Below are 21,401 nucleotides of genomic sequence, written 5' to 3'. Positions count from 1 at the left end.
ACCTTGGCTTCGTTCTTCAGCTTGTCCACCAGCGTGGCGACGTCGGGCACCTTGATGCCGGCACCGCGCTTGGGAGGCTCGGCCACCTTCAGGGTCTTCAGGCGCGGCTTCACGTCCACGCCGAGGTCCTCGGGCTTGACGGTGTCGAGCTGCTTCTTCTTGGCCTTCATGATGTTGGGCAAGGTGACGTAGCGCGGCTCGTTCAGGCGCAGGTCGCTGGTGATGACGGCGGGCAGCGACAGGGACAGGGTTTCCAGGCCGCCATCCACTTCGCGGGTGACGCTCACCTTGTCGCCGGCAACTTCGACCTTCGAGGCGAAGGTGGCTTGCGGCAGGTCGGCCAAGGCCGCCAGCATCTGGCCGGTCTGGTTGTTGTCGTCGTCGATCGCCTGCTTGCCGAGGATGACCAGCGAAGGCTGTTCCTTGTCGACCAGTGCCTTGAGCAGCTTGGCAACGGCCAGCGGCTGGAGTTCTTCGGTGGTCTCCACGAGGATGCCGCGATCGGCGCCAATGGCCATGGCGGTGCGCAGCGTCTCCTGGCATTTTGAATCGCCGCAGGACACGGCGATGATTTCCGTCGCCACGCCCTTCTCCTTCAGGCGAACCGCCTCTTCGACGGCAATCTCGTCGAAGGGGTTCATGCTCATCTTGACGTTGGCAATGTCCACACCGGTGCCGTCGCTCTTCACGCGCACCTTCACGTTGTAGTCGACGACCCGCTTGACGGGGACCAGGATCTTCATTGGCTTGACTCCATTGAATTGCGAAACCGGGAGATGTACAGGGCAGCCGATGATTTTAGGCACCGGGCCCTGCGCGAAGTGTTCATTTCAATCAGGGGTTGCGCTGCGAAAGCAGGCGCGAAGGAAAATCGAACGATCGTGCTTTTTTCGTAATTATAGATGGGCATCTGGCAAAGGCGAAGCATCAGAAGGTAACGATGCGACGCGAACCACCCGCTGCGGGTTGGCGATGGTGATACCCGCCGAACGCAGCCCCTCGAGAATGGCGATGTTGATCGCCGAGCGAAGGTTGTCCCGTCCCTTGTCGGGGTCGGACACCCAGAAATTGAGGTTGAACTCTAATCCGTCGGGCACGAAGTTCAGCAGGAAGGCGACGGGCGCCGGGTCGGACAGGACCCGCGCCTGCGCCTTGGTCGCGTCCAACAGAATGGCCTGCACCTTCGCCACATCGCTGTCGTAGGCGACGATGATGTTCGTCTGGATGTTGAACTTGAGATCCGCCTGCGACAGGTTCTCGACGCGGCTCGTGATCAGCGATTCGTTCGGCACGATCGACTCGCGCCCATTGCCCGCCCTCACCAGCGTGTAGCGCGTCTTGATGTCGGTGATGCGCCCCTCGAAGCCGTCGACCCGCACGTTGTCGCCGATGCGTATCGAGCGTTCCAGAAGAATCACGAAGCCGCTCACGTAGTTGGCCGCAAGCTTCTGCAGGCCGAAGCCGAGGCCGACGCCCAGCGCGCCGCCGAGCACCGACAGCGCCGTCAGGTCCACCCCGACCGCGGACAGCGCGAACAGGAGGCCGATCAGCAGCAGGAAGGCGCGGATTGCATTCGACGCGACCTTGCGCATCGAGAGATCGGTCACCGCTTCGCGCAGGATGCGCTTCTCGATCGTCGACGAGATCCACAGCGCGATCGCCAGCACCAGCCCGGCCGACAGCGCGCCGTCGAGGATGGTGCGCAGGCTCACGCGCGTGCGGCCGAAGGCGAGCGTGATCTCGTCCAGCTCCGCCAGCACAGGCGGCAGCAGGCCGACGATCCAGAGGATTGCGCCGACCCAGACCACCCACGAGATCGTGCGCTCCAGCAGCCGCGCCATCGCCGAGGCCGGGAACACGGCACGCAGCACCCGCGCGAAGAACCGGATCACCGCCAGCGAGATGAACACCGACACGGCGATGCGCAGCACCAGCACCGGCTGGAAGGTCATCACCCCGCGCCGCGCCAGGTCGGTGAAGAGCAACGCCAGCAACGGGAACAGCAGCCCGTCGATGATGCGCACGCCGAACCAGATGGAGTCCTTCGGCTGGTCGCGCCCGAACCAGCGGCAGACGCCCCATGCGACCGCCACGCAGGCAACGAGGATGGCAAATTCGATCGAGAGGCTGCGCGCCTCGACCTGGCTGAGTTTCTGGGTAAAGGTAAGGGCGCTGAAATCCATCGATCTACAAATCGGCCAGCACCCTCAGATGTTCTTCGACGCTGCGCGCCAGCGCATCGAGGTTGTAGCCGCCTTCAAGCATTGAAACGATGCGGCCCTGCGCATGGCGGCGCGCCACATCGACGATGCGGCTGGTGATCCAGCCGTAGTCGTTTTCGTTGAGTTTGAGTTGGCCGAGATCGTCGTCGCGATGCGCATCGAAGCCTGCGCTCACGAAGATCATCTGCGGCTTGAACTCTTCGAGCCGCGGCATCCAGCAAGCCTCGATCAGCTCGCGAACGTCCATGCCGCGCGTGTAGGCGGGCACGGGCAGGTTGAGCATGTTCGGCGCCGGATGCTCCGTGCCGCTGTATGGATAGAACGGATGCTGGAAGATGCCCACCATCAGCACCCGCGGATCGTTGCTGAGGATGTCTTCGGTGCCGTTGCCGTGGTGCACGTCGAAATCGACGACAGCGACGCGCTCCAGCCCGTGGTGTTCGAGGGCATGGCGCGCCGCGATCGCGACGTTGTTGTAGAAGCAGAAGCCCATCGCCTTGTCGCGGCAGGCGTGATGGCCCGGCGGGCGCACCGCGCAGAAGGCGTTGTCGAGCTGGCCGGCGATCACCGCGTCCGTCGCCGCGATGGCAGCCCCGGCGGCGCGGCGGGCGGCCAGCACGGTGAAGCGGTTCATCGACGTGTCGGGATCGATCTGCGCATGGTCCGGGCCGCCGGCGGGCTCGTCCTCGATGAGGCGCTGGCTGAGCGCTTCGAGATGCTCCATGTGCGCCACGCTGTGGGCGCGCGTGATTTGCGGCAGCGTCGCCAGCGGCACCTCGCCGCGTTCGAGCGCGTCGCCGACGCCGGTGACGAGCAATCGGTCTTCGATCGCATCGAGCCTCGCGGGACATTCCGGATGCCCGAGCCCCATCTCGTGTCTCCAGCAGTCGCGGTGCGTGAAATAACCGGTTTTGCCCATGGGTCGTTCTTCGCCAGGGCCTTGCGTCCGAGGGGCCGCGAGGCTTAGGGTATGGTTTGCATATGGATACAAAAATGGACGTTGCCGCGAAGCTCGCCAGTTTGCTCGGGCAGCTTAACACGGTGATCGTCGGCAAAGAGGCCCAGGTACGCGACTGCGTGGCCTGCCTTCTGGCCGGCGGCCACCTGCTGATCGAGGACGTGCCCGGCGTCGGCAAGACGACCCTGGCGCATGCGCTGTCGCACACCTTCGGGCTGCAGTTCTCGCGCGTCCAGTTCACCGCCGACCTGATGCCGGGCGACCTGTCGGGCGTCGCGATTTACGACCGCGGGCAGCAGAGCTTCGTGTTCCACCCCGGCCCCATCTTTGCGCAGGTGCTGCTCGCGGACGAGATCAACCGCGCCAGCCCCAAGACGCAGAGCGCCCTGCTCGAAGCCATGGAAGAGAAGCAGGTGACCGTCGAAGGCGAGACCCGCCCGCTGCCGACGCCCTTCTTCGTCATCGCGACGCAGAACCCGCACGAGCAGCTCGGCACCTTCGCGTTGCCCGAGTCGCAGCTGGACCGCTTCCTGATGCGCATTTCGCTCGGCTATCCCGACCGTGCGGCCGAACGCCAGCTGCTGGCAGGCGCCGACCGACGCGACCTGCTTGCCGGTCTGCCGGCGCTGCTCACCGCCGGCGAACTCACCGCCCTGCAACAGCGCGTGCTGCAGGTGCATGCGGCGGAACCCTTGCTCAGCTACGTGCAGGACCTGATCGCCGCGACGCGATCGGGCCGATGGTTCCTGCAGGGCCTGTCGCCGCGCGCGGGCATCGCGGTGCTGCGTGCGGCCAAGGCGCAGGCGCTGCTCGCCAACCGCGACTACGTGGCGCCCGACGACGTGCAGGCGGTGCTGCCGCAGACCATCGCCCACCGCCTCACGCCGGTCGGCGATGCGGGCCGCGGCGCGGTCGAGCAGGTGCGCGCCATGATCGCGGCGGTGCCTTTGCCGTGACTTCGCCGGCGCCCGCTCGCAGGTGGGTCGCGCATCCGTTCGCGCCGCTGCGGTCCCGCATCGACCGGTGGTTCCTGTCGCGGCGCGCGCCGTCCGACACGCTCGAGCTCACGCAGCGCAACGTCTACATCCTGCCGACACGGGCCGGCTGGATGCTCGCGGCGACGCTGCTCGTCCTGCTCGTTGGCTCGATCAACTACCAGCTCAACCTCGGCTACCTGCTGACCTTCCTGCTTGCGGGCTGCGTGGCGGTCGGCATGCATGTGTGCCATGGCACCCTGCGCGGGCTGGCGATGCGGCTCATGCCGCCCGAGCCGCAGTACGCCGGCTCGGCCGCGGTGTTCCGCATCGTGCTCACCAACGCACGCCGCAGCACGCGCTACGGCATCGGATTCGCGGTGCACCGCAGCAGGCAATGGTCCTGGAGCGACGTGCCTGCGCAAGGCAGCGCGACGGTCGAAGTGGCGTTCAAGCCCGAGCGGCGCGGCCTCCATGCCGTGCCCACGCTGACCGCGGAAACGCGCTTCCCGCTCGGCACCTTCCGGGTCTGGTCGATCTGGCGGCCGGCCTCGCAGGTGCTGGTCTACCCCGCGCCGGAACCCAACCCGCCGCCACTGCCCGAGGCCGAACCGCTGGCCGGCCCCAGTGCCGCGATGGCGACGCGCGCACACGTCGCCGGCGAGTACGACGGCGTGCGCGCCTATCGCCGGGGCGATTCGCTCAAGCTCGTCGTCTGGAAGCGCGCCGCGCAGGCGCAGGCCGCCGGCTCCGATGAACTGATCAGCCGCGATACGCTGCAAGCGCAACGCGCGCAGCTCTGGCTCGATGCGCAGCATGCCGGCCTGCCCGACGCCGAAGCGCGGCTTTCCCGCCTCTGTGCCTGGGTGCTGATGGCCGATCACCTGGGCGTGGACTACGGCCTGCGTGCGGGCGGCCGCATCGTCCAGCCATCGCAGGGCGAGGCGCACAAGCGGCAATGCCTGGAGGTGCTCGCCCTATGTTGAGCAGGCTCCAGGCCCTGCCGAGGGACGCGCGGGACACGCTCTTCCTGCTCTCGGTCATCGGCCTCATCCTCCTGCCGCAGGTGCCGCATCTGCCCTGGTGGTGCACCCTGCTCGCGGCGATCGTGCTGGCCTGGCGCGGCTCGCTCGCGGTGCAGGCCCGGCCGCTGCCCAGCAAATGGTGGCGCGTCGCACTGCTCGCGATCACGCTCGTCGCCACCTACGCCACCCACCGCACGCTGCTCGGCCGCGATGCGGGCGTGACGCTCATCGTGATCCTGCTCGCACTCAAGACGCTGGAACTGCGCGCGCGGCGCGATGCGTTCGTCATCTTCTTCCTGGGCTTCTTCACGATGCTCACGAACTTTTTCTATTCGCAATCCCTGCCGACTGCGTTCGCGATGCTGCTCGCGCTGCTGGGGCTGCTCACCGCGCTGGTCAACGCCCACATGCCCGTCGGCCGCCCACCGCTCGCGCAGGCGGCGCGCACCGCAGGGGCCATGGCGTTGCTGGGCGCGCCGATCATGGTGGTGCTGTTCGTGCTCTTTCCGCGCATCGCGCCGCTCTGGGGCATGCCGGGCGACGCGATGGCCGGACGCACCGGACTGTCGGGCTCCATGCGGGTCGGCACCATCGCGGAACTCGCGCTGGACGACGGCATCGCCGCCCGGGTCAAGTTCGACGGCGACCGCATCCCGGCACGATCGAGCCTCTACTTCCGCGGCCCGGTGCTTTCGCAGTTCGACGGGCGCGAATGGAAGGCAGCGCCCGCCTCGAGACAACAGCCCCCTTTGGACCTGAAGACACGCGGCGAGCCGGTCAACTACGAAGTCACGCTCGAGCCTTCCAACCGCCCGTGGCTGCTCACGCTCGAAGCCACGCCCCATGCGCCCGACCTGCCCGAATACACGGTGCTCGGCACGTCCGATCTGCAGTGGATTGCCAGCCGCCCCCTCGGCGATCTCGTGCGCTATCGCGCCGAAAGTTTCACCGATTTCCAGTACGGCCCGCTGCGCCGCACCCGCGCGCTGCAGGCCTACGTCGCGCTGCCGCCGGGATCCAACCCGCGCACCGTCGCGCTCGCCGCCGAAATGCGCAGCGACCCCGCGCTGGCCGGCGCGTCGACGCGCGCGCTGGCGCAGAACGTGCTGCAGCGCCTTCGCACCGGCGGCTATTCGTACACGCTCGAGCCCGGCGTGTACGGCGACGACACCGCCGATGTGTTCTGGTTCGACACCAAGGCCGGCTTCTGCGAGCACATCGCTTCAGCCTTCGTGGTGCTGATGCGCGCGCTCGACATTCCTGCGCGCATCGTCACCGGGTACCAGGGCGGCGAGGCCAATTCGGTCGACAACTACTGGGTGCTGCGCCACAGCGACGCCCACGCCTGGGCCGAGATCTGGCAGGAAGGCGTGGGCTGGACCCGCGTCGACCCCACCGGTGCGATCTCGCCCGACCGGGTCGGCCAGTTCCGCCGCCTCGCAACACGACCGGGCCTCATTGTCGAGGCGATCGAGGCGATGACGCCATCGCTCGTCGTCAACCTGCGTGCCACGTGGGAAGCCATCAACAACGGCTGGAACCAGTGGGTGCTCAACTACACCCAGAGCCGGCAGCTCAACCTGCTCAAGAACATCGGCTTCGAGGCCCCGAGCCTGCAGGACCTGATCCTCGTGCTGCTGGTGCTCCTTGTCGCCGCCAGCCTCGCCGGTGCCGGCTGGACCTTGTGGGAACGCAGCCAGCACGACCCGTGGCTGCGTCTGCTCGCACAGGCCCGTGCGCGCCTCAGGCTGGCCGGCATCGATGTCCCCGACGCCACGCCACCGCGCCAGATGGCAGCGCGCCTCGCTGAACGATTCGGCGCCGATGCGCAGGCGGCGCAGGACTGGCTGCTGCGCCTCGAAGCACAGCGCTACGCGAAATCGCCGGCGGCTGCGCTGCCGGCGCTCCGCGCGGAGTTCCGCCGGCTCACCTGGCCGCGCTGAATCGCCGCTGAAACCACATGTGAACTTCATCCGATGCGTGCCGCACCGACGGCACAATCCAAGCGATGCCACGCCCCCTGCCCTCCGTTCTCTCCCACGCGCTCTTCGCGGCCCTGCTCTGCGCCGCCTCCTTGCTGCCCGGCACGCTGTCCACCGCGCAGGCGGCGCCTGACAAGCGCAATGCACCTTCGCGCGGCATCCCTTATTCCACCCGTGAAGACGCGATGCAGTTCGCGGACGAGATGGCCGCGCGCCGCAACCTCGACCGCGAATGGGTGCGCACCACCATCGGCAATGCCAAGCTGTTGCCCAGCGTGCCGCGCCTGATGCTTCCCGCGCCCACCGGCACGCCGAAGAACTGGTATGTCTACCGCAGCCGCTTCATCGACCCGGTGCGCATCCAGGCTGGCATCCGCTTCTGGCGCAACAACGCGGCCACGCTCGCGCGCGCCGAGGCGGAGTTCGGCGTGCCGGCCGAAATCATCGTCGGCATCATCGGCGTCGAAACCATCTACGGACGCAACATGGGAAGCTTTCGGGTGATCGACGCGCTCGCCACGCTGGCCTTCGACTTTCCGGACGCGCACCCGCGCGCGAAGGAACGGCAGGCCTTCTTCCGCAGCGAGCTCGAATGCTTCCTCAGCACCGAAAGCCGCACCAACGAAAACCCGCTGCTTCCGCTCGGCAGCTACGCCGGCGCGATGGGCATGCCGCAATTCATGCCCAGCAGCATCGCCAAGTACGCGGTCGACTACGACGGCGACGGCCGCATCGACCTGGTCAACAACCCGGTCGACGTGATCGGCTCGGTGGCCAACTACTTCAAGGCTTTCGGCTGGCAGCCGGGCATGCCGCCGATCTTCCCGGTGCGCTTCGACGAAGCGCGCCTGCAGAAGGCGGTGCTGCTCGGCCCGGACATCGTGCCCACCTTCAGCGCCGATGCCTTCGTCGCGGGCGGCGCGGCACTCGATGGCGAAGCACAGCAGTTCAAGGGATTGCTTGCGCTCATCGAGCTGCAGAACGGCGGCGATGCACCCAGCTACGTGGCCGGCACGCAGAACTTCTACGTGATCACGCGCTACAACTGGAGCAGCTACTACGCGATGTCGGTGATCGAACTCGGACGCGAAGTGCGCGCCGCGATGGAGAACTGATGGACGAGGCCGCACTGCACGATTCGTGGGTCAACGCCTGGCGCGCACTCGGCGTCGCATCGCCCAGCGAAGCCTTGCTGGACGAACTGCTGGCCGCCCATTGCGAGGCGCATCGCGCCTATCACACGCTCCAGCACCTGGGCGAATGCCTCGCACTCCTGCACGCGCGGCGCGACCGGCCTGCGAAGCACCCGGCCGAAGTGGCACTCGCGCTGTGGTTCCATGACGCGGTCTATGACGTGCACCGCCAGGACAACGAGGAGCGCAGCGCCGAATGGGCCCGGCGCGTGATGCTCGAATCGGGCATCGCGCCCGACGCCGCGGATCGCGTCCACGCGCTGATCATGGCGACGCGCCACGATGCACGGCCCGAAGACGCGGATGCGCAACTGCTGGTCGACATCGACCTCGCCATCCTCGGTGCGACGCCCGAGCGCTTCGCGGAATACGAACGGCAGATCCGCATCGAATACCTGCACGTGCCCGCCGACGTGTTCGAGGCGAAGCGGCGCGAAATCCTCGCGGGCTTTCTCGCGCGCGATCCGCTCTATCTCACCGGACCGATGCGCGCGCGCTTCGAGGAAGCCGCACGCGCCAACCTCAGCCGCGCGATCAAGCGCTGACCATCGCTGCACATCCAACAGCGGACACCCTCCATGAACGACGATCTCGATGAACGCATCCGCTCGGGCAAGGCGCTGAGCGAATCGATGGGCAACTTCCATGTGACCGGATGGGACCCCGAACGCAAGCTGCTCAGCGCCGCCTTCACGGTGCGGCGCGAGTACTGCCACACCAACGGCACGATCGCGCAAGGCGGCTTCATCACCGCATGGCTCGACGCGGCGATGGCGCACGCGGTGATGCACGAGTCCGATCACAAGCAGACCGTCTTCAGCCTGGAGATCAAGGTCAGCTTCTACGAAAAGGTCGGGCCCGGGGAGGGCCGCACGGAAGCGCGCGTCATCCGGCGCGGCAAGCGGGTCGCGTTTCTCGAGGCCTCGCTCTACAACCCGCAAGGAAAGCTCGCGGCGGAAGCGACCTCGACGGGGATGCTGGCAGATCTCTAGCCGCAGTCGCCGCGTTCCGCGGTCACTCGGGACCCGAGCGGCGTATGCTTGCCGCCAACCGCAGTTCCGAGAAGGGGGATTCCATGCCCGATGCGGACCCGATGATTCGCGCCGAAGCACCGCCCTCGGTCGCGACGCGGTGCATCAAGAGCCCAGCCTGGGATCTCGTCTGGATCCTGAACCCTCTATGGCTGGTGCCCCTGGTGCTGCTGCTCGCGCAGGACCATGAAGACGCACGCAACAGCCCTGTCGACGGCTTGTTCTTCGTCCTCGCCGTGCCGCTGTGGTTCGGCCACCGGGTGTCTTCCGCCTGGCTGGCCTACGCGACCCCGGCCTACCGCCCTCTCCTCGCCCGGCAACGGCTGCGCTTCGTCGCGGCCCCGCTGCTCATCGCGGCGGCTTGCTTCGCCGTGCTGATGGCACCCGAGCGCGTGCTGCCGATGCCTCTGGAGGAACGCGTCCTCTGGTTGGTGGTGCTGGACTTCCTGCTGGTCAGTCACCATTACGCCGCCCAGCACTTCGGCCTGCTCAGCCTCTACCGCGCGCGGGCTGGGCGGGCCTCATCGCCGAACACGCGACGCCTCGACCGATGGTTCGCGCTCATCGTGGGCGGCGGCTTCGTCGTGGTGGCGCAGGCCTTGACCGGGTCGATCGCCTTTCAGGAGCGCTGGATCGACCCGTGGCTCGGAGAAGTCGCGTCGGACCTGTTGGCACGCACACTGCACGACGGCGGCATTGCCCTCGTCGTGATCCTCACCGCCCTCGTGCTCGGCGTGGAGTTGCGCTCGGAGCGCCCCTCTCTTCCGCGCATCGGCTATGTCCTCGGCCTGGCGGCGATGGTGCTCCTGGCCTTCATCGCGCGCGATCCGTTTCTCTTCATCGTGTTATGGAGCGTGCAGCATTGGAGTGCCGCGATGGGCCTCACCTCACTCGCGGCGGCGGGTGGCGAGCAGGCAGCGACCACGCGCTGGCAGCGCCTGCTGGCACCCATCAACCGGCGCGGCTGGGCCGTGCTGCTCGCGCTCTCTGTCGTCTCCGTCCTGCTGCTGCCGCTGCTGGAGGTCGAAGCCGTGACCGACGACTACGTCTACGCCGACCGCATCTTCGGCGAGGCTGCATGGTGGCTGCGCTCGTCGCCCTTCGTGCCGGTGCTGCTGGCGCTGGGCTTTGCGACCGGCTTCATCCACTACCTGCTGGACCGCGCGGCCTTCCGCTTCTCGTCACCGGACGTGCGGCAGGCCGCCCGTGGCTTGCTGATCGCGCCGGGTCTTACCGCTTCTTCTCCACGTGCCGCGCAAAGTTCTCCAGGATCGCCTGCCAGCCTTGCTGCTGCTGCTCGACCGGGAACGTCGTCTCCGCATCGAAGGTCACGCGCACCTTGACGCCATCGGCGGCGTCGGTGAATTCGACCTGCGCGGTGCGGTCGCCGAAGGAATATTCGATCAACGCCTGCGGCACGATCTTCGTGTAGGTGCCCGCGAAGTCGAAGCCCATGCTGCCATCCTTGGCCTCCATGCGCGACGAGAAGGCGCCGCCTTCGCGCAGGTCCACGGTGGCCGCCGTGGTGTGCCAGTCGTCGGACGCGGCATTCCACTGCTTGATGTCTTCGGGGGTGGTGTAGGCGCACCAGACTTCGGAGAGGGGGGCGGAGACGGTGGTTTCGACGGTGATTCTCATGAGGCTAGTGAGATCGGAGAAAAGCGCAATGCTGCCCGATTCACCAAATGCCAGCAACAGAAGTTGCGAACGCAAGGTGCCCCAGATAAATGCCTTGCCCAAAGCAGACTTGGGGCTCAACCCGGGCGACCGTCGATACGAGGCCGCGACAGAACCGGCCAGTAGCGCAAGGCGTAGAGCGCAAAAGCCGCAGACCAAAGCGCAGCCGAACACAAGATGGCATGAATGGCCTGGCCCGGCGCGAGGAGCGGCAGGGCAACACGGACCACTGCGGCGGAAAGAACGAGGACGTAGCAGGTGGTCTCGTAGCGGTCGGCACGCAATGGGCGACCCGTGTGTCCCTTGGCTGTCCGAGTCATCATTCCCATGATGAGACCGCCTGCTGCGCCGACCATCAGCGCATGCGCGGCCACCGACGGAGCCACCCATCCGAATTCGCCCAGTACGCGAAGAAGCAAGTGGACGGGAACCCATACGTAGGCCAAATGCAGCACCCAGACGAGAGGCGCACGCAGGGTCTTCCATGGCTGCCACAGTGTCCATCTCCACAGGTGCGCCACGCAGGCGACCGCCGCGGCGGCTGCAACTGGCCACCCATGCACGCCGAGGGCATCGGCGACGAGCAGTAGGAGCACGGCACCGAGTGCCGTCTTCTCGACGCCAGGCCTCCTGGTCGCAGATGCGCCTGGCACGCCGTTGTTGGTGAACATGGGGATGACACGGCCTCCCATCACAGCCAGGACAAACAGCACGACGTCGAGCGCAACCTGGAGCCCCGCCCATGCCGGAACCGCGAGGAGGCCGAGTTGCGTCAGATGGATGAAGGCAGCCGCGAATGCCAGCAGAACGAGCAGTGCAATGAAGAAGTAGTTGCGCTTGTTCCGCGCCCTCACGAACGGCACCGCGAGCGCAGCGGCAGCGGCCAGGGGGAAGGCGACATTGGCCACAGCCGCGGCGACCGCGTAGGGCGTCAGCACCAGGACGCGCGCAGCGACCCAAAGGACAGCCAATCCACAAAGCGGCCAGCCGGTCGGGGTCGGCAAGCTGGTCCAGTTGCGACCCGCTGTGAAGAGAAAGCCGACGATGACTGCCAGAGTGAAGCCGAAGAGCATTTCGTGGGCGTGCCACACCGGACCAGCCAGATAAGGATGCGGAAGGATGCCGGAGAACTGCAGCGCCCACAGCGGGATGGACAGCGCTGCAAAGACGCTTGCGAGCAGATAGAAGGGACGGAAGCCCAGTTCGAACAATGCGAAGGCCTTGGGCGCCCCGCGAGTCGGCTCGTCGATGTTCAGCATGGGCGCCACTCGAGGGTGCATCCTTGTGGTTGCAGGAGTTGCTTCAAGCTCCACCGCACGAGCCGCAGCACCGACCGTTGCCGTGGTCCCCGATCAGCTTCGTGATGCGCACGCGCCAGGTATCGGGGCCGTTCTCGAGGTCGTCCCACGCGAATTTGCCCGGCAGGACCTCCTGGAACTGGAAGTACAGCGGTCGCGGATCGTGGTCGTTGATGAGTTCCATCGCCTCGCTCTCGCCCAGACTGCGGAATGTGTTGAAGATGAGCGAATGGCGTTCACGCGGAGCAATGGGCCGAACGTCGATCTTGGTACCGTAGGTGGTGAGGGTCATGGAGGGCTCCAGCGGTTGCAGATGCATGAGGGATGCATCCATTTTCGATGCCCCTATTGCATGCCTGCATTGATGGCCATCAACCCTTTGCGAGCCCGGGACAAAGCAAAACCGCGCGCAGGGCCCCGGCCCCGCGCGCGTTCATCTCTCTCGATCCAGGCGAAGGTTCAGCGCACCTTCCCATCCCTCCAGGCCGTCAACAACTTGTTGTAGTCGATGGTCTCCCCCTTCGGCTTCTCGTTGTCCAGCTTCTTCCACGGCGCATGCTCGGTGCTCAGCATCTTCGCCGGATCCCCCTTTGCCGCGAGCTTGGGCGCGCACTTCGCCATGCCCGCGCGTTCCAGCCGCGCCATCACCTGGTCCATCTCTTCGGCGAGGTTGTCCATCGCCTTCTGCGGCGTCTTCTCGCCGGTCACGGCTTCGGCCACGTTCTTCCACCACAGTTGCGCGAGCTTCGGATAGTCGGGCACGTTGGTGCCGGTGGGCGTCCACGCCACGCGCGCGGGGCTGCGGTAGAACTCGATCAGGCCGCCGTACTTGTCGGCGTTCTTGGTGAAGTAGTCGTGGCGGATGTCGCTTTCGCGGATGAAGGTCAGGCCGACGACGCTCTTCTTGGCCGAGACGGTCTTCGATGTCACGAACTGGGCGTAGAGCCATGCGGCGGCGGTCTTGTTGGCGTCATGGCTCTTGAAGAAGGTCCACGAGCCGACGTCCTGGTAGCCGTTCTGCATGCCCTGCTTCCAGTACGGGCCGTTGGGGCCGGGGGCCATGCGCCACTTGGGCGAACCATCGGCGTTGACGACCGGCAAGCCGGCCTTGGTCATATCGGCGGTGAAGGCGGTGTACCAGAAGATCTGCTGCGCGATCTGGCCTTGCGCGGGCACGGGGCCGGCTTCGCCGAAGGTCATGCCGGTGGCTTCCTTGGGCGCGTATTTCTTCATCCAGTCAACGTACTTGGTGAGCGCATAGACGGCTGCCGGTGAATTGGTCGCGCCGCCGCGCGACACGCTGGCACCGACGGGGGTGCACTTGTCGGCCGCCACCTTGATGCCCCACTCATCCACCGGCATGCCGTTGGGGATGCCGATGTCGGCGGAGCCGGCCATCGAGAGCCATGCATCGGTAAAGCGCCAGCCGAGGGATGGGTCCTTCTTGCCGTAGTCCATGTGGCCATAGATGGGCTTGCCGTCGATGGTCTTCACGTCGTTGGTGAAGAACTCGGCGATGTCTTCGTACGCGCTCCAGTTGAGCGGCACGCCGAGGTCGTAGCCGTACTTGGCCTTGAACTTGTCTTTCAGGTCCTGCCGCGCGAAGAGGTCGGCGCGGAACCAGTAGAGGTTGGCGAACTGCTGGTCGGGCAGCTGGTAGAGCTGGCCGTCGGGCGCGGTCGTGAAGCTGGTGCCGATGAAGTCCTTCACGTCGAGGCCGGGGTTGGTCCACTCCTTGCCGGCGCCGGCCATGTACTCGGTGAGCGACATGATCTTGCCGTAGCGGTAGTGGGTGCCGATGAGGTCGGAGTCGGAGATCCAGCCGTCATAGATCGACTTGCCCGACTGCATCGACGTCTGCAGTTTCTCGACGACGTCGCCTTCCTGGATGATGTCGTGCTTGACCTTGATGCCGGTGATTTCCTCGAAGGCCTTTGTGAGGGTCTTCGATTCGTACTCGTGCGTGGTGATGGTCTCGGAGACGACCGAGATCTCCTTCACGCCCTTGTCCTGGAGTTTCTTCGCGGTGTCCATGAACCACTTCATCTCGGCCATCTGCTGGTCCTTGTTGAGACTCGATGGCTGGAACTCGCTGTCGATCCATTTCTTCGCTTCCGCCTCCCCGGCCCAGGCGCTGTGCATGGCCAGCGACGCCGCGGCTACTGCCAATGCTGTGTAGCGAAACTTCATACATGTCTCCTCGATGGCGCTTCCCGCGGTTGTTTCGGAAGCCGGCTCCGGGAAAGCGGAGAGCCGGTCCGGTTTGAAAACTCTTCAGCCCTTTCGCATGATCAGCATCAGCACGAGCATCGAGAGGACGAAGCTGATCCAGATCGATGGCTCGGCATCGAGGCTCAGCCATTCCTGCAGCTTGCCGGCGATGCCGACGAAGATGAGGTTGATGTAGGCCGCGGTGAGCAGCCCGATGAAGAGCCGGTCGCCGCGTGTGGTTTCGAGCGGCAGCCAGCCGCGGCGCAGCGTGGTGGGCGACTTGATTTCCCACACGGTCATGCCGATCAACGCGAGCACCACGCACGTAAAGAAGATCGCCACCGGCGTCGTCCACACCATCCAGTCAAGCATGATCAAACCCTCCCCATCGCGAAGCCTTTGGCGATGTAGTGACGCACGAACCAGATGACAATGGCGCCGGGCACGATGGTGAGCACACCGGCCGCCGCGAGCGTGGCCCAGTCCATGCCGGATGCGCTCACCGTGCGGGTCATCGTCGCGACGATGGGCTTCGCGTTGACGCTGGTGAGGGTGCGCGCAAGCAGCAGCTCGACCCAGCTGAACATGAAGCAGAAGAAGGCCGCGACGCCGACGCCCGCCTTGATGAGCGGCAGGAAGATGGTGAGGAAGAAGCGCGGGAAGGAGTAGCCGTCGATGTAGGCCGTCTCGTCGATCTCGCGCGGGATGCCGCTCATGAAGCCTTCGAGAATCCACACCGCGAGCGGCACGTTGAACAGCAGGTGCGCGAGCGCGACGCCGATGTGCGTATCCATCAGACCGACCGTCGAATAGAGCTGGAAGAACGGCAGCAGGAAGACCGCCGGTGGCGTCATGCGGTTGGTCAGCAGCCAGAAGAAGACGTGCTTGTCACCGAGGAAGGAATAGCGCGAGAACGCATACGCGGCAGGCAGCGCCACGCACAGCGAAATGACGGTGTTGATGACGACGTAGATCAGACTGTTGATGTAGCCGGAGTACCAGGATTCGTCCGTGAAGATGCGCCGGTAGTTGTCCCAGGTGAAGGTCTGCGGCAGGAACGAGAAGCTCGACAGGATCTCCTCGTTCGTCTTGAAGCTCATGTTGATCATCCAGTAGATGGGCAACAGCGCGAAGATGAGATACAGCACCATGAACAGGGTGCGCTTCTGGAAGCGGTCTTCGTTCATTTCTCTTCCCCTCCAAGATCCTGCGTGCCGACACGCAGCATCCAGTTGTAGAGCACGAAGCACAGCAGCAGGATGATGAGGAAGTAGATCAGCGAGAACGCAGCCGCCGGGCCGAGGTCGAACTGGCCGACCGCTTTCTGCGTGAGGTACTGGCTCAGGAAGGTGGTCGCGTTGCCCGGCCCGCCGCCGGTGAGGACGAAGGGCTCCGTGTAGATCATGAAGCTGTCCATGAAGCGCAGCAGCACTGCGATGACGAGCACGCCGCGCATCTTGGGCAGCTGGATGTAGCGGAACACGGCGAACTTGCTCGCGCCGTCGATGCGCGCGGCCTGGTAGTAGGCATCGGGGATTGCGCGCAGGCCCGCGAAGCACAGCAGCGCGACGAGCGGCGTCCAGTGCCACACATCCATCAGCAGCACCGTGAGCCACGCATGGCGCGCATTGCCGGTGTAGTTGTAGTCGATGCCGATCTTCTGCAGCGCGTAGCCGAAGAGGCCGATGTCGGCGCGGCCGAAGATCTGCCAGATGGTGCCGACGACGTTCCACGGGATCAGCAGCGACAGCGCGACGATGACGAGCACCGCCGACGCCTTCCAGCCGGTGGATGGCATCGAAAGCGCGAGCATGATGCCGAGCGGGATCTCCACCAGCAGCACCGCGAGCGAGAAGCCAAGTTGCCGCCACAGCGCGGCGTGCAGCTCGTCGTCGCGCATCACCGAGGCGAACCACTCGGTGCCGACGAAGACGCGGCGCTCGGGCGAGATGATGTCCTGCACCGAGTAGTTGACCACCGTCATCAGCGGCACGATGGCCGAGAAGGCCACGCAGAGCAGCACCGGCAGGACGAGCCACCATGCCTTTTGATTGAGAGGCTTGTTGGTACCGTTCATGCGACCAGCTCCTCATCACGGTAAAAGCAGCTCTTGGTGCCGACTATCCGCAGCCACACGGTGCTGCCGACTTCGGGCAACGGCGCGTCGGGGGCAAGACGCGCTTTCACCGTGCTTTCACCGAGCCGCGCAGTCAGCATCACGTGTGTGCCGACATCCTGCGATTGGGTGAGCACGGCGGGCACCGCGCCGGGCGTGCTGGCTTCGACCAGCGTGACGTATTCGGGGCGGATGCCGAGCTTGAGAGGGCCTTCGGGCAGCTCGCGCGCGGCCGGCAGGCGCGCGCCAGCGATGTCGAGCATGCCGCCGGTGCTGGTGACCGGCAGGAAGTTCATGCCCGGCGAGCCGATGAAGTGGCCGACGAAGGTGTGGGCGGGCCGTTCGAACAGCGCTTCGGCGGTGCCGATCTGCACCGCTTTGCCGCGCGTCATGACGACCACTTCCTCGGCGAAGGTGAGCGCCTCGACCTGGTCGTGCGTGACGTAGATCAGCGTGAGCTTGAGTTCGCGATGGATCTGCTTGAGTTTGCGCCGCAGCTGCCACTTGAGATGCGGGTCGATGACGGTCAGCGGTTCGTCGAAGAGCACCGCCGACACGTCGCTGCGCACGAGGCCGCGGCCGAGGGAGATCTTCTGCTTGGCATCGGCCGCGAGGCCCGCGGCGCGCTGGTTGAGCTGGCCGCTCAGGTCGAGCATCTCCGCGATCTCGCCGACGCGCCTGCGGATCTGTTCGGCCGGCATGTTGCGGTTGCGCAGCGGAAACGCCAGGTTCTGCGCCACGGTCATGGTGTCGTAGATCACCGGGAACTGGAATACCTGCGCGATGTTGCGCTGCTGCGGCGTCTCCAGTGTGACGTCGCGGCCGTTGAACTTGACGGTGCCTTTGGACGGCACCAGCAGGCCCGAGATGATGTTGAGCATCGTGGTCTTGCCGCAGCCCGAAGGGCCCAGCAAGGCGTAGGCGCCACCGTCGCGGAAGCTCATCTTCAGCGGCAGCAGCGCATAGTCGCTGTCCTGCGTGGGGTTGGGCCGGTAGGCGTGCGCGAGGTCGAGGTCGATGCGTGCCATGTCAGTGCCAGCCCTTCTTCCTGCGCCACTCGGGCGCGACCGCGAGCCGCTCGCTGCTGTCGAACACGTAGGCTTGCGATGCGCTGAAGTACAGCGTGATCGCCGCGCCGAGCTCGAAGCGGTGCACGCCGGTGAGTTGCGCCACCACTTCACCGACCAGCGTTTCGACGTGCACGAAGGTGTCGGAGCCCGAGATTTCCGCCAGCTCCACCTTGCCGGGCAAGGCCATTTCGCCTTCGGTGGGGCGCACGTCGAAGGCGCTGGCGCGCACGCCGATGGTCACCGGGCCTTCGACTTCGGGCGGCAGCGCCAGCGGCAGCAGCGGGCCGCCGTCGATCTGCGCACCGTCGGCCACCGTGCGTCCGGCCATGAGGTTCATCGGCGGATCGCTGAAGGCGCGGGCCACGCGCAGCGATTGCGGCGCGTGGAAGACTTCGGCGGTCGGGCCGTATTGCAGCAGTTCGCCGGCATCCATCACCGCGGTGTAGCCGCCGAGCAGCAGCGCCTCGCCGGGTTCGGTGGTGGCGTAGATCACGGTTGAATCACCGCTTGCAAACAAGTGCGTGAGTTCTTCGCGCAGGCCCTCGCGCAGCTTGTAGTCCAGGTTGACGAGCGGCTCGTCGAGCAGCATCAGCGGCGCGTTCTTCGCCAGGGCACGCGCGAGCGCCACGCGCTGCTGCTGGCCGCCTGAGAGTTCGGCGGGATAGCGGTCGAGGAACATGCCGATGTGCAGCTTGTCGGCCAGCTCGCGCACGCGGGCTTCGATGTTCTTTTCGCCGCGCAGCTTGAGCGGCGAGCCGATGTTCTCGGCGACCTTGAGGGAGGGGTAGTTGATGAATTGCTGGTAGACCATCGCGACGTTGCGCTCGCGAACCGGCACGCCGGTGACGTCCTTGCCGTCAACGAAGACCTTGCCCTCGGTGGGCGCGTCGAGGCCGGCCATGAGCCGCATGAGGCTCGTCTTGCCGGCCTGTGTGGCGCCGAGCAGCACGGTGACCGCGCCGCTGCGCGGCGCGATGCTCTGCGGATAGAGCCAGGTCTGCGCGCCCACCTTCTTGGAGACGCGGTCAAGTGACAGCTGCATGGACCTCCTCTTTGTCGGGTTCATGGACCTGCATCCACGTGTTGACCTGCTCGCGCTCGACGCGGGTGTAGTGCAGGCCGAGCTTGGAGCGCCGCCAGAGCACGTCGTCGCCGCTGCACGCCCATTCCTCGTTCTGCAGGTAGCGCAACTCGCGCTCGTGCAGGCCGGGGGCGACAGCGGGGCCGAGGTCGGCCATCGACCGTGCGTCGCCGATGACCTCGGTGATGCGTGCGCCGTAAGCGCGTGCAAGGCGCCGCGCGATGCCGGCGTCGAGCCACGGATGGCGCTTGCGCACTTCGGCGACGAAGCGCTCGAAGTCGACATCGGGGCGCGATGTGCGGCTCGTCGGGCCGATCCATGCCGACAGATCGCCGCCCGCCAGGAAGGCGCCTTCGGTCCACGGCTTGCGCGCATCGCCAAGCATGAGGCCGACTTCAGCGGCGGCGTCTTCCGCCAGCTTGCGGAAGGTGGTGATCTTGCCGCCCCACACCGACAGCAGCGGCGCGGCGGCGGTGTTGGATTCGAGCAGGTAGTCGCGCGTGACGGCGGACGGGTCGCCCGAGGCGTCGTCGAGCAGCGGGCGCACGCCGGAGTAGGTCCAGACCACATCCGAGGGCTTGATCGGCTTTTCGAAATAGCGGCTGGCCTGCGTGCAGAGGTAGTCGACCTCGTCGTCGCTGATGCGCGCTGCGCCGGGGTCGTCGCCGGGCAGCTCGATGTCGGTCGTGCCGATCAGCGTGAAGTCGTCCTGGTACGGGATCGCGAAGATGATCCGCTTGTCCGGGTTCTGGAAGATGTAGGCATGGTCATGTGCAAACACGCGCGGCACGATGATGTGGCTGCCCTTCACGAGACGCAGGTGCCGGGTGGCGAGCGCCTCGTCGCGCGCCGAGCGGGCCACGCCGCGCAGGAAGGCTTCGGCCCACGGCCCCGCCGCGTTGACGACCGCGCGGGCGCGCACGGTGCGCCGGCCTCCGGGGCCTTCGAGCACGGCGGTCCATGCGTCGGCGCTGCGCTGCGCGCTCACGCAACGGGTGCGGGTGAGCACCTCGGCGCCGCGCTCGCGCGCATCGAGCGCATTCAGCACCACCAGGCGCGCGTCGTCCACCCAGCCATCCGAATAAACGAAGCCGCGTTTGAACGCGCTTTTGAGCGGTTCGCCGGCCTTGTGCTTTCGCAGGTCCACGCTGCGCGAACCGGGCAGCACCTCGCGCCTGGCGAGATGGTCGTACATGAAGAGCCCCATGCGGATCATCCAGGCCGGCCGCATCGAGGGGTCGTGGGGCATGACGAAACGCAGCGGCCACATGATGTGCGGTGCGCTTTTCAGCAGCACCTCGCGCTCCTGCAGCGCCTTGCGCACGAGCGAAAACTCGTAGTACTCCAGGTAGCGAAGTCCGCCGTGAATCAGCTTCGTGGACGAAGATGAAGTGTGGGCCGCGAGGTCGTCCTTCTCGCAGAGGATGACGCGCCAGCCGCGCCCCGCGAGGTCACGTGCGATGCCGCAGCCGTTGATGCCGCCGCCGACGATCAGGACGTCGCAGTCGGCCTCGGTTGCGGCGGATGACGCTTGGGGAGCACGCACGAAAACGGGGTCTCCAGGTTGGCGCGAGGCGCGATTTGAAGGGAATTCGTGTTCGAATCTTTTCATTTTGGTTCCTTAGTACGCGATTTTCGTCGGCGTTAACCCTTAAGTCCATTCGTTTCTTTTCGTTCTAAATTCATTCGCCCCTCCCTTCTGCCCCGTGAACTCGAACCCCCGACAACTCAAGCTCCTCAACACCGTGCGCTCGCGCGGGTCGATCAACGTCGACGAACTGGCCAACATGCTCGGCGTGACCCTTCAAACCGTGCGCCGCGACGTGCAGCGGCTGGCCGACGCAGGCCTGCTCACTCGCTTTCATGGCGGCGTGCGGGTGCCGAGCTCGACCACCGAGAACATCGGCTACCAGCAGCGCGAGAACCTGCATGCCGATGGCAAGGCGCGCATTGCGCGCGCGGTGGCGTCGAAGGTGCCAAACGACTGTTCGCTGATCCTGAACATCGGCACGACCACCGAGGCGATCGCGAAAGCGCTGCTCGGGCACACCGGGCTGCGCGTGATCACCAACAACCTCAATGTGGCGACGATCCTGAGCGACAACCCGAACTGCGAGGTGATCGTGGCCGGCGGCTCGGTGCGGCTGCGCGACCGCGCGATCGTCGGCGAGGCGACGGTGGATTTCATCCGGCAGTTCAAGGTCGACATCGCGCTGATCGGCGTGTCGAGCATCGAGGCCGACGGCACGCTGCGGGACTTCGACCTGCGCGAGGTGAAGGTGGCGCAGACCATCATCGCGCAGGCGCGCGAGGTGTGGCTGGCCGCCGACGCGAGCAAGTTCAACCGGCCCGCGATGATCGAGCTTGCAAAGCTTTCGCAGATCGATTGCCTGTTTACCGACGCGGAACCTCCACCGCCCTTCCCGGAATTGATCGAACGCGCGCAAGTACGCTGCGTGATTGCATGAACTGTTGCTCGCCCCCAGGCTGCGCGCACTTCGTGTCGCTTCGCCACCCCCCTGCCGGGGGCGCTGCTGGCGGCCCGGCAGAGCCGGTTCCGCGG

General features: G+C 66.1%; 21 protein-coding genes. 8 read left to right on the top strand and 13 right to left on the bottom strand.

Going from position 1 to position 21,401, the window contains the following annotated elements; translation table 11 throughout:
• From BLW05_RS24190 to BLW05_RS24180, 3 genes are all read right to left on the bottom strand, one after another.
• On the bottom strand, nucleotides 1-743 hold a 743-nt coding region (locus tag BLW05_RS24190; RefSeq protein WP_093166103.1), incomplete at its 3' end, for an electron transfer flavoprotein subunit beta/FixA family protein.
• Between the two features lie 153 nt (nucleotides 744-896).
• Nucleotides 897-2,183 carry a mechanosensitive ion channel family protein gene (locus BLW05_RS24185; protein ID WP_093166102.1) on the bottom strand — a complete coding sequence of 429 codons (1,287 nt, stop codon included), beginning with the start codon at nucleotides 2,181-2,183 and terminating at the stop codon, nucleotides 897-899.
• 4 nt (nucleotides 2,184-2,187) lie between these two features.
• Nucleotides 2,188-3,141: a histone deacetylase family protein gene (locus BLW05_RS24180; RefSeq protein ID WP_093166101.1), complete on the bottom strand. Its 954-nt coding sequence runs from the start codon at nucleotides 3,139-3,141 to the stop codon at nucleotides 2,188-2,190.
• A gap of 74 nt (nucleotides 3,142-3,215) precedes the next feature.
• Between BLW05_RS24180 and BLW05_RS24175 the strand changes: the two genes are divergently transcribed.
• The 7 genes from BLW05_RS24175 to BLW05_RS24145 all read left to right on the top strand — a co-directional run bounded on the left by BLW05_RS24175 (nucleotide 3,216) and on the right by BLW05_RS24145 (nucleotide 10,728).
• Complete coding sequence (locus BLW05_RS24175; RefSeq protein ID WP_093166100.1) at nucleotides 3,216-4,136, top strand: AAA family ATPase; 921 nt, start codon at nucleotides 3,216-3,218, stop codon at nucleotides 4,134-4,136.
• Nucleotides 4,133-5,140 (top strand): DUF58 domain-containing protein, encoded by a 1,008-nt coding sequence (locus BLW05_RS24170; RefSeq protein ID WP_177142785.1) that lies wholly within the window; start codon nucleotides 4,133-4,135, stop codon nucleotides 5,138-5,140. The genes BLW05_RS24175 and BLW05_RS24170 overlap by 4 nt, the downstream gene beginning before the upstream one ends.
• Entirely contained in the window at nucleotides 5,134-7,122 is a 1,989-nt protein-coding gene (locus tag BLW05_RS24165) for a transglutaminase TgpA family protein (RefSeq protein ID WP_093166099.1), read from the top strand. Before BLW05_RS24170 ends, BLW05_RS24165 begins: the two co-directional genes overlap by 7 nt.
• A 65-nt stretch (nucleotides 7,123-7,187) precedes the next feature.
• Nucleotides 7,188-8,276 (top strand): lytic murein transglycosylase B, encoded by a 1,089-nt coding sequence (gene mltB / locus BLW05_RS24160; protein WP_093166098.1) that lies wholly within the window; start codon nucleotides 7,188-7,190, stop codon nucleotides 8,274-8,276.
• Entirely contained in the window at nucleotides 8,276-8,899 is a 624-nt protein-coding gene (locus BLW05_RS24155) for an HD domain-containing protein (RefSeq protein ID WP_093166097.1), read from the top strand. The genes mltB and BLW05_RS24155 overlap by 1 nt, the downstream gene beginning before the upstream one ends.
• Nucleotides 8,900-8,932: 33 nt before the next feature.
• Nucleotides 8,933-9,346 carry a PaaI family thioesterase gene (locus BLW05_RS24150; RefSeq protein ID WP_093166096.1) on the top strand — a complete coding sequence of 138 codons (414 nt, stop codon included), beginning with the start codon at nucleotides 8,933-8,935 and terminating at the stop codon, nucleotides 9,344-9,346.
• An 83-nt stretch (nucleotides 9,347-9,429) separates the two neighbouring features.
• On the top strand, nucleotides 9,430-10,728 hold the full coding sequence (locus tag BLW05_RS24145) for a hypothetical protein (protein WP_256330470.1): 1,299 nt from the start codon (nucleotides 9,430-9,432) through the stop codon (nucleotides 10,726-10,728).
• Here the strand turns inward: BLW05_RS24145 and BLW05_RS24140 are convergent.
• The 10 genes from BLW05_RS24140 to glpD all read right to left on the bottom strand — a co-directional run bounded on the left by BLW05_RS24140 (nucleotide 10,616) and on the right by glpD (nucleotide 20,450).
• Nucleotides 10,616-11,023, bottom strand: a complete 408-nt coding sequence (locus BLW05_RS24140) for an SRPBCC family protein (protein ID WP_093166119.1) — start codon at nucleotides 11,021-11,023, stop codon at nucleotides 10,616-10,618. The two genes, BLW05_RS24145 and BLW05_RS24140, sit on opposite strands and share 113 nt — an antisense overlap.
• Before the next feature lie 116 nt (nucleotides 11,024-11,139).
• Nucleotides 11,140-12,321 (bottom strand): NnrS family protein, encoded by a 1,182-nt coding sequence (locus BLW05_RS24135; protein WP_093166095.1) that lies wholly within the window; start codon nucleotides 12,319-12,321, stop codon nucleotides 11,140-11,142.
• 43 nt (nucleotides 12,322-12,364) lie between these two features.
• Entirely contained in the window at nucleotides 12,365-12,652 is a 288-nt protein-coding gene (locus tag BLW05_RS24130) for a DUF2249 domain-containing protein (protein ID WP_093166118.1), read from the bottom strand.
• Nucleotides 12,653-12,819: 167 nt separating this feature from the next.
• Nucleotides 12,820-14,550: an ABC transporter substrate-binding protein gene (locus BLW05_RS24125; protein WP_093166094.1), complete on the bottom strand. Its 1,731-nt coding sequence runs from the start codon at nucleotides 14,548-14,550 to the stop codon at nucleotides 12,820-12,822.
• A gap of 84 nt (nucleotides 14,551-14,634) precedes the next feature.
• Nucleotides 14,635-14,943, bottom strand: a complete 309-nt coding sequence (locus tag BLW05_RS24120) for a DUF2160 domain-containing protein (RefSeq protein WP_093166093.1) — start codon at nucleotides 14,941-14,943, stop codon at nucleotides 14,635-14,637.
• Nucleotides 14,944-14,945: 2 nt separating this feature from the next.
• Nucleotides 14,946-15,758, bottom strand: coding sequence for a carbohydrate ABC transporter permease (locus BLW05_RS24115; RefSeq protein ID WP_093166092.1), 813 nt, complete (start codon nucleotides 15,756-15,758; stop codon nucleotides 14,946-14,948).
• Nucleotides 15,755-16,648: a carbohydrate ABC transporter permease gene (locus tag BLW05_RS24110; RefSeq protein ID WP_093166091.1), complete on the bottom strand. Its 894-nt coding sequence runs from the start codon at nucleotides 16,646-16,648 to the stop codon at nucleotides 15,755-15,757. Before BLW05_RS24110 ends, BLW05_RS24115 begins: the two co-directional genes overlap by 4 nt.
• Nucleotides 16,645-17,715, bottom strand: coding sequence for an ABC transporter ATP-binding protein (locus tag BLW05_RS24105; protein ID WP_093166090.1), 1,071 nt, complete (start codon nucleotides 17,713-17,715; stop codon nucleotides 16,645-16,647). The genes BLW05_RS24110 and BLW05_RS24105 overlap by 4 nt, the downstream gene beginning before the upstream one ends.
• A 1-nt stretch (nucleotide 17,716) precedes the next feature.
• On the bottom strand, nucleotides 17,717-18,799 hold the full coding sequence (locus tag BLW05_RS24100) for an ABC transporter ATP-binding protein (protein ID WP_093166089.1): 1,083 nt from the start codon (nucleotides 18,797-18,799) through the stop codon (nucleotides 17,717-17,719).
• Complete coding sequence (gene glpD, locus BLW05_RS24095; protein ID WP_093166088.1) at nucleotides 18,783-20,450, bottom strand: glycerol-3-phosphate dehydrogenase; 1,668 nt, start codon at nucleotides 20,448-20,450, stop codon at nucleotides 18,783-18,785. The genes BLW05_RS24100 and glpD overlap by 17 nt, the downstream gene beginning before the upstream one ends.
• Before the next feature lie 94 nt (nucleotides 20,451-20,544).
• Here glpD and BLW05_RS24090 point away from each other — a divergent pair, with 94 nt between their 5' ends.
• Entirely contained in the window at nucleotides 20,545-21,306 is a 762-nt protein-coding gene (locus tag BLW05_RS24090) for a DeoR/GlpR family DNA-binding transcription regulator (protein WP_093166087.1), read from the top strand.
• Nucleotides 21,307-21,401 lie beyond the last annotated feature (95 nt).

This window comes from Variovorax sp. YR216, assembly GCF_900107745.1.
GTDB lineage: Bacteria > Pseudomonadota > Gammaproteobacteria > Burkholderiales > Burkholderiaceae_C > Variovorax.
The sequence above is the reverse complement of the archived record's forward strand: the minus strand, read 5'-3'. Positions and strand labels throughout refer to the sequence as shown.

What these genes read in the sequence shown, in the direction of transcription:
- BLW05_RS24100 (WP_093166089.1), bottom strand. Translation starts at nt 18,799, where the DNA reads ATGCAGCTGTCACTTGACCGCGTCTCCAAGAAGGTGGGCGCGCAGACC.
- mltB (WP_093166098.1), top strand. Translation starts at nt 7,188, where the DNA reads ATGCCACGCCCCCTGCCCTCCGTTCTCTCCCACGCGCTCTTCGCGGCC.
- BLW05_RS24150 (WP_093166096.1), top strand. Translation starts at nt 8,933, where the DNA reads ATGAACGACGATCTCGATGAACGCATCCGCTCGGGCAAGGCGCTGAGC.
- BLW05_RS24120 (WP_093166093.1), bottom strand. Translation starts at nt 14,943, where the DNA reads ATGCTTGACTGGATGGTGTGGACGACGCCGGTGGCGATCTTCTTTACG.
- BLW05_RS24140 (WP_093166119.1), bottom strand. Translation starts at nt 11,023, where the DNA reads ATGAGAATCACCGTCGAAACCACCGTCTCCGCCCCCCTCTCCGAAGTC.
- glpD (WP_093166088.1), bottom strand. Translation starts at nt 20,450, where the DNA reads ATGAAAAGATTCGAACACGAATTCCCTTCAAATCGCGCCTCGCGCCAA.
- BLW05_RS24180 (WP_093166101.1), bottom strand. Translation starts at nt 3,141, where the DNA reads ATGGGCAAAACCGGTTATTTCACGCACCGCGACTGCTGGAGACACGAG.
- BLW05_RS24155 (WP_093166097.1), top strand. Translation starts at nt 8,276, where the DNA reads ATGGACGAGGCCGCACTGCACGATTCGTGGGTCAACGCCTGGCGCGCA.
- BLW05_RS24110 (WP_093166091.1), bottom strand. Translation starts at nt 16,648, where the DNA reads ATGAACGGTACCAACAAGCCTCTCAATCAAAAGGCATGGTGGCTCGTC.
- BLW05_RS24175 (WP_093166100.1), top strand. Translation starts at nt 3,216, where the DNA reads ATGGACGTTGCCGCGAAGCTCGCCAGTTTGCTCGGGCAGCTTAACACG.
- BLW05_RS24135 (WP_093166095.1), bottom strand. Translation starts at nt 12,321, where the DNA reads ATGCTGAACATCGACGAGCCGACTCGCGGGGCGCCCAAGGCCTTCGCA.
- BLW05_RS24130 (WP_093166118.1), bottom strand. Translation starts at nt 12,652, where the DNA reads ATGACCCTCACCACCTACGGTACCAAGATCGACGTTCGGCCCATTGCT.
- BLW05_RS24105 (WP_093166090.1), bottom strand. Translation starts at nt 17,715, where the DNA reads ATGGCACGCATCGACCTCGACCTCGCGCACGCCTACCGGCCCAACCCC.
- BLW05_RS24165 (WP_093166099.1), top strand. Translation starts at nt 5,134, where the DNA reads ATGTTGAGCAGGCTCCAGGCCCTGCCGAGGGACGCGCGGGACACGCTC.
- BLW05_RS24145 (WP_256330470.1), top strand. Translation starts at nt 9,430, where the DNA reads ATGCCCGATGCGGACCCGATGATTCGCGCCGAAGCACCGCCCTCGGTC.
- BLW05_RS24115 (WP_093166092.1), bottom strand. Translation starts at nt 15,758, where the DNA reads ATGAACGAAGACCGCTTCCAGAAGCGCACCCTGTTCATGGTGCTGTAT.
- BLW05_RS24185 (WP_093166102.1), bottom strand. Translation starts at nt 2,183, where the DNA reads ATGGATTTCAGCGCCCTTACCTTTACCCAGAAACTCAGCCAGGTCGAG.
- BLW05_RS24125 (WP_093166094.1), bottom strand. Translation starts at nt 14,550, where the DNA reads ATGAAGTTTCGCTACACAGCATTGGCAGTAGCCGCGGCGTCGCTGGCC.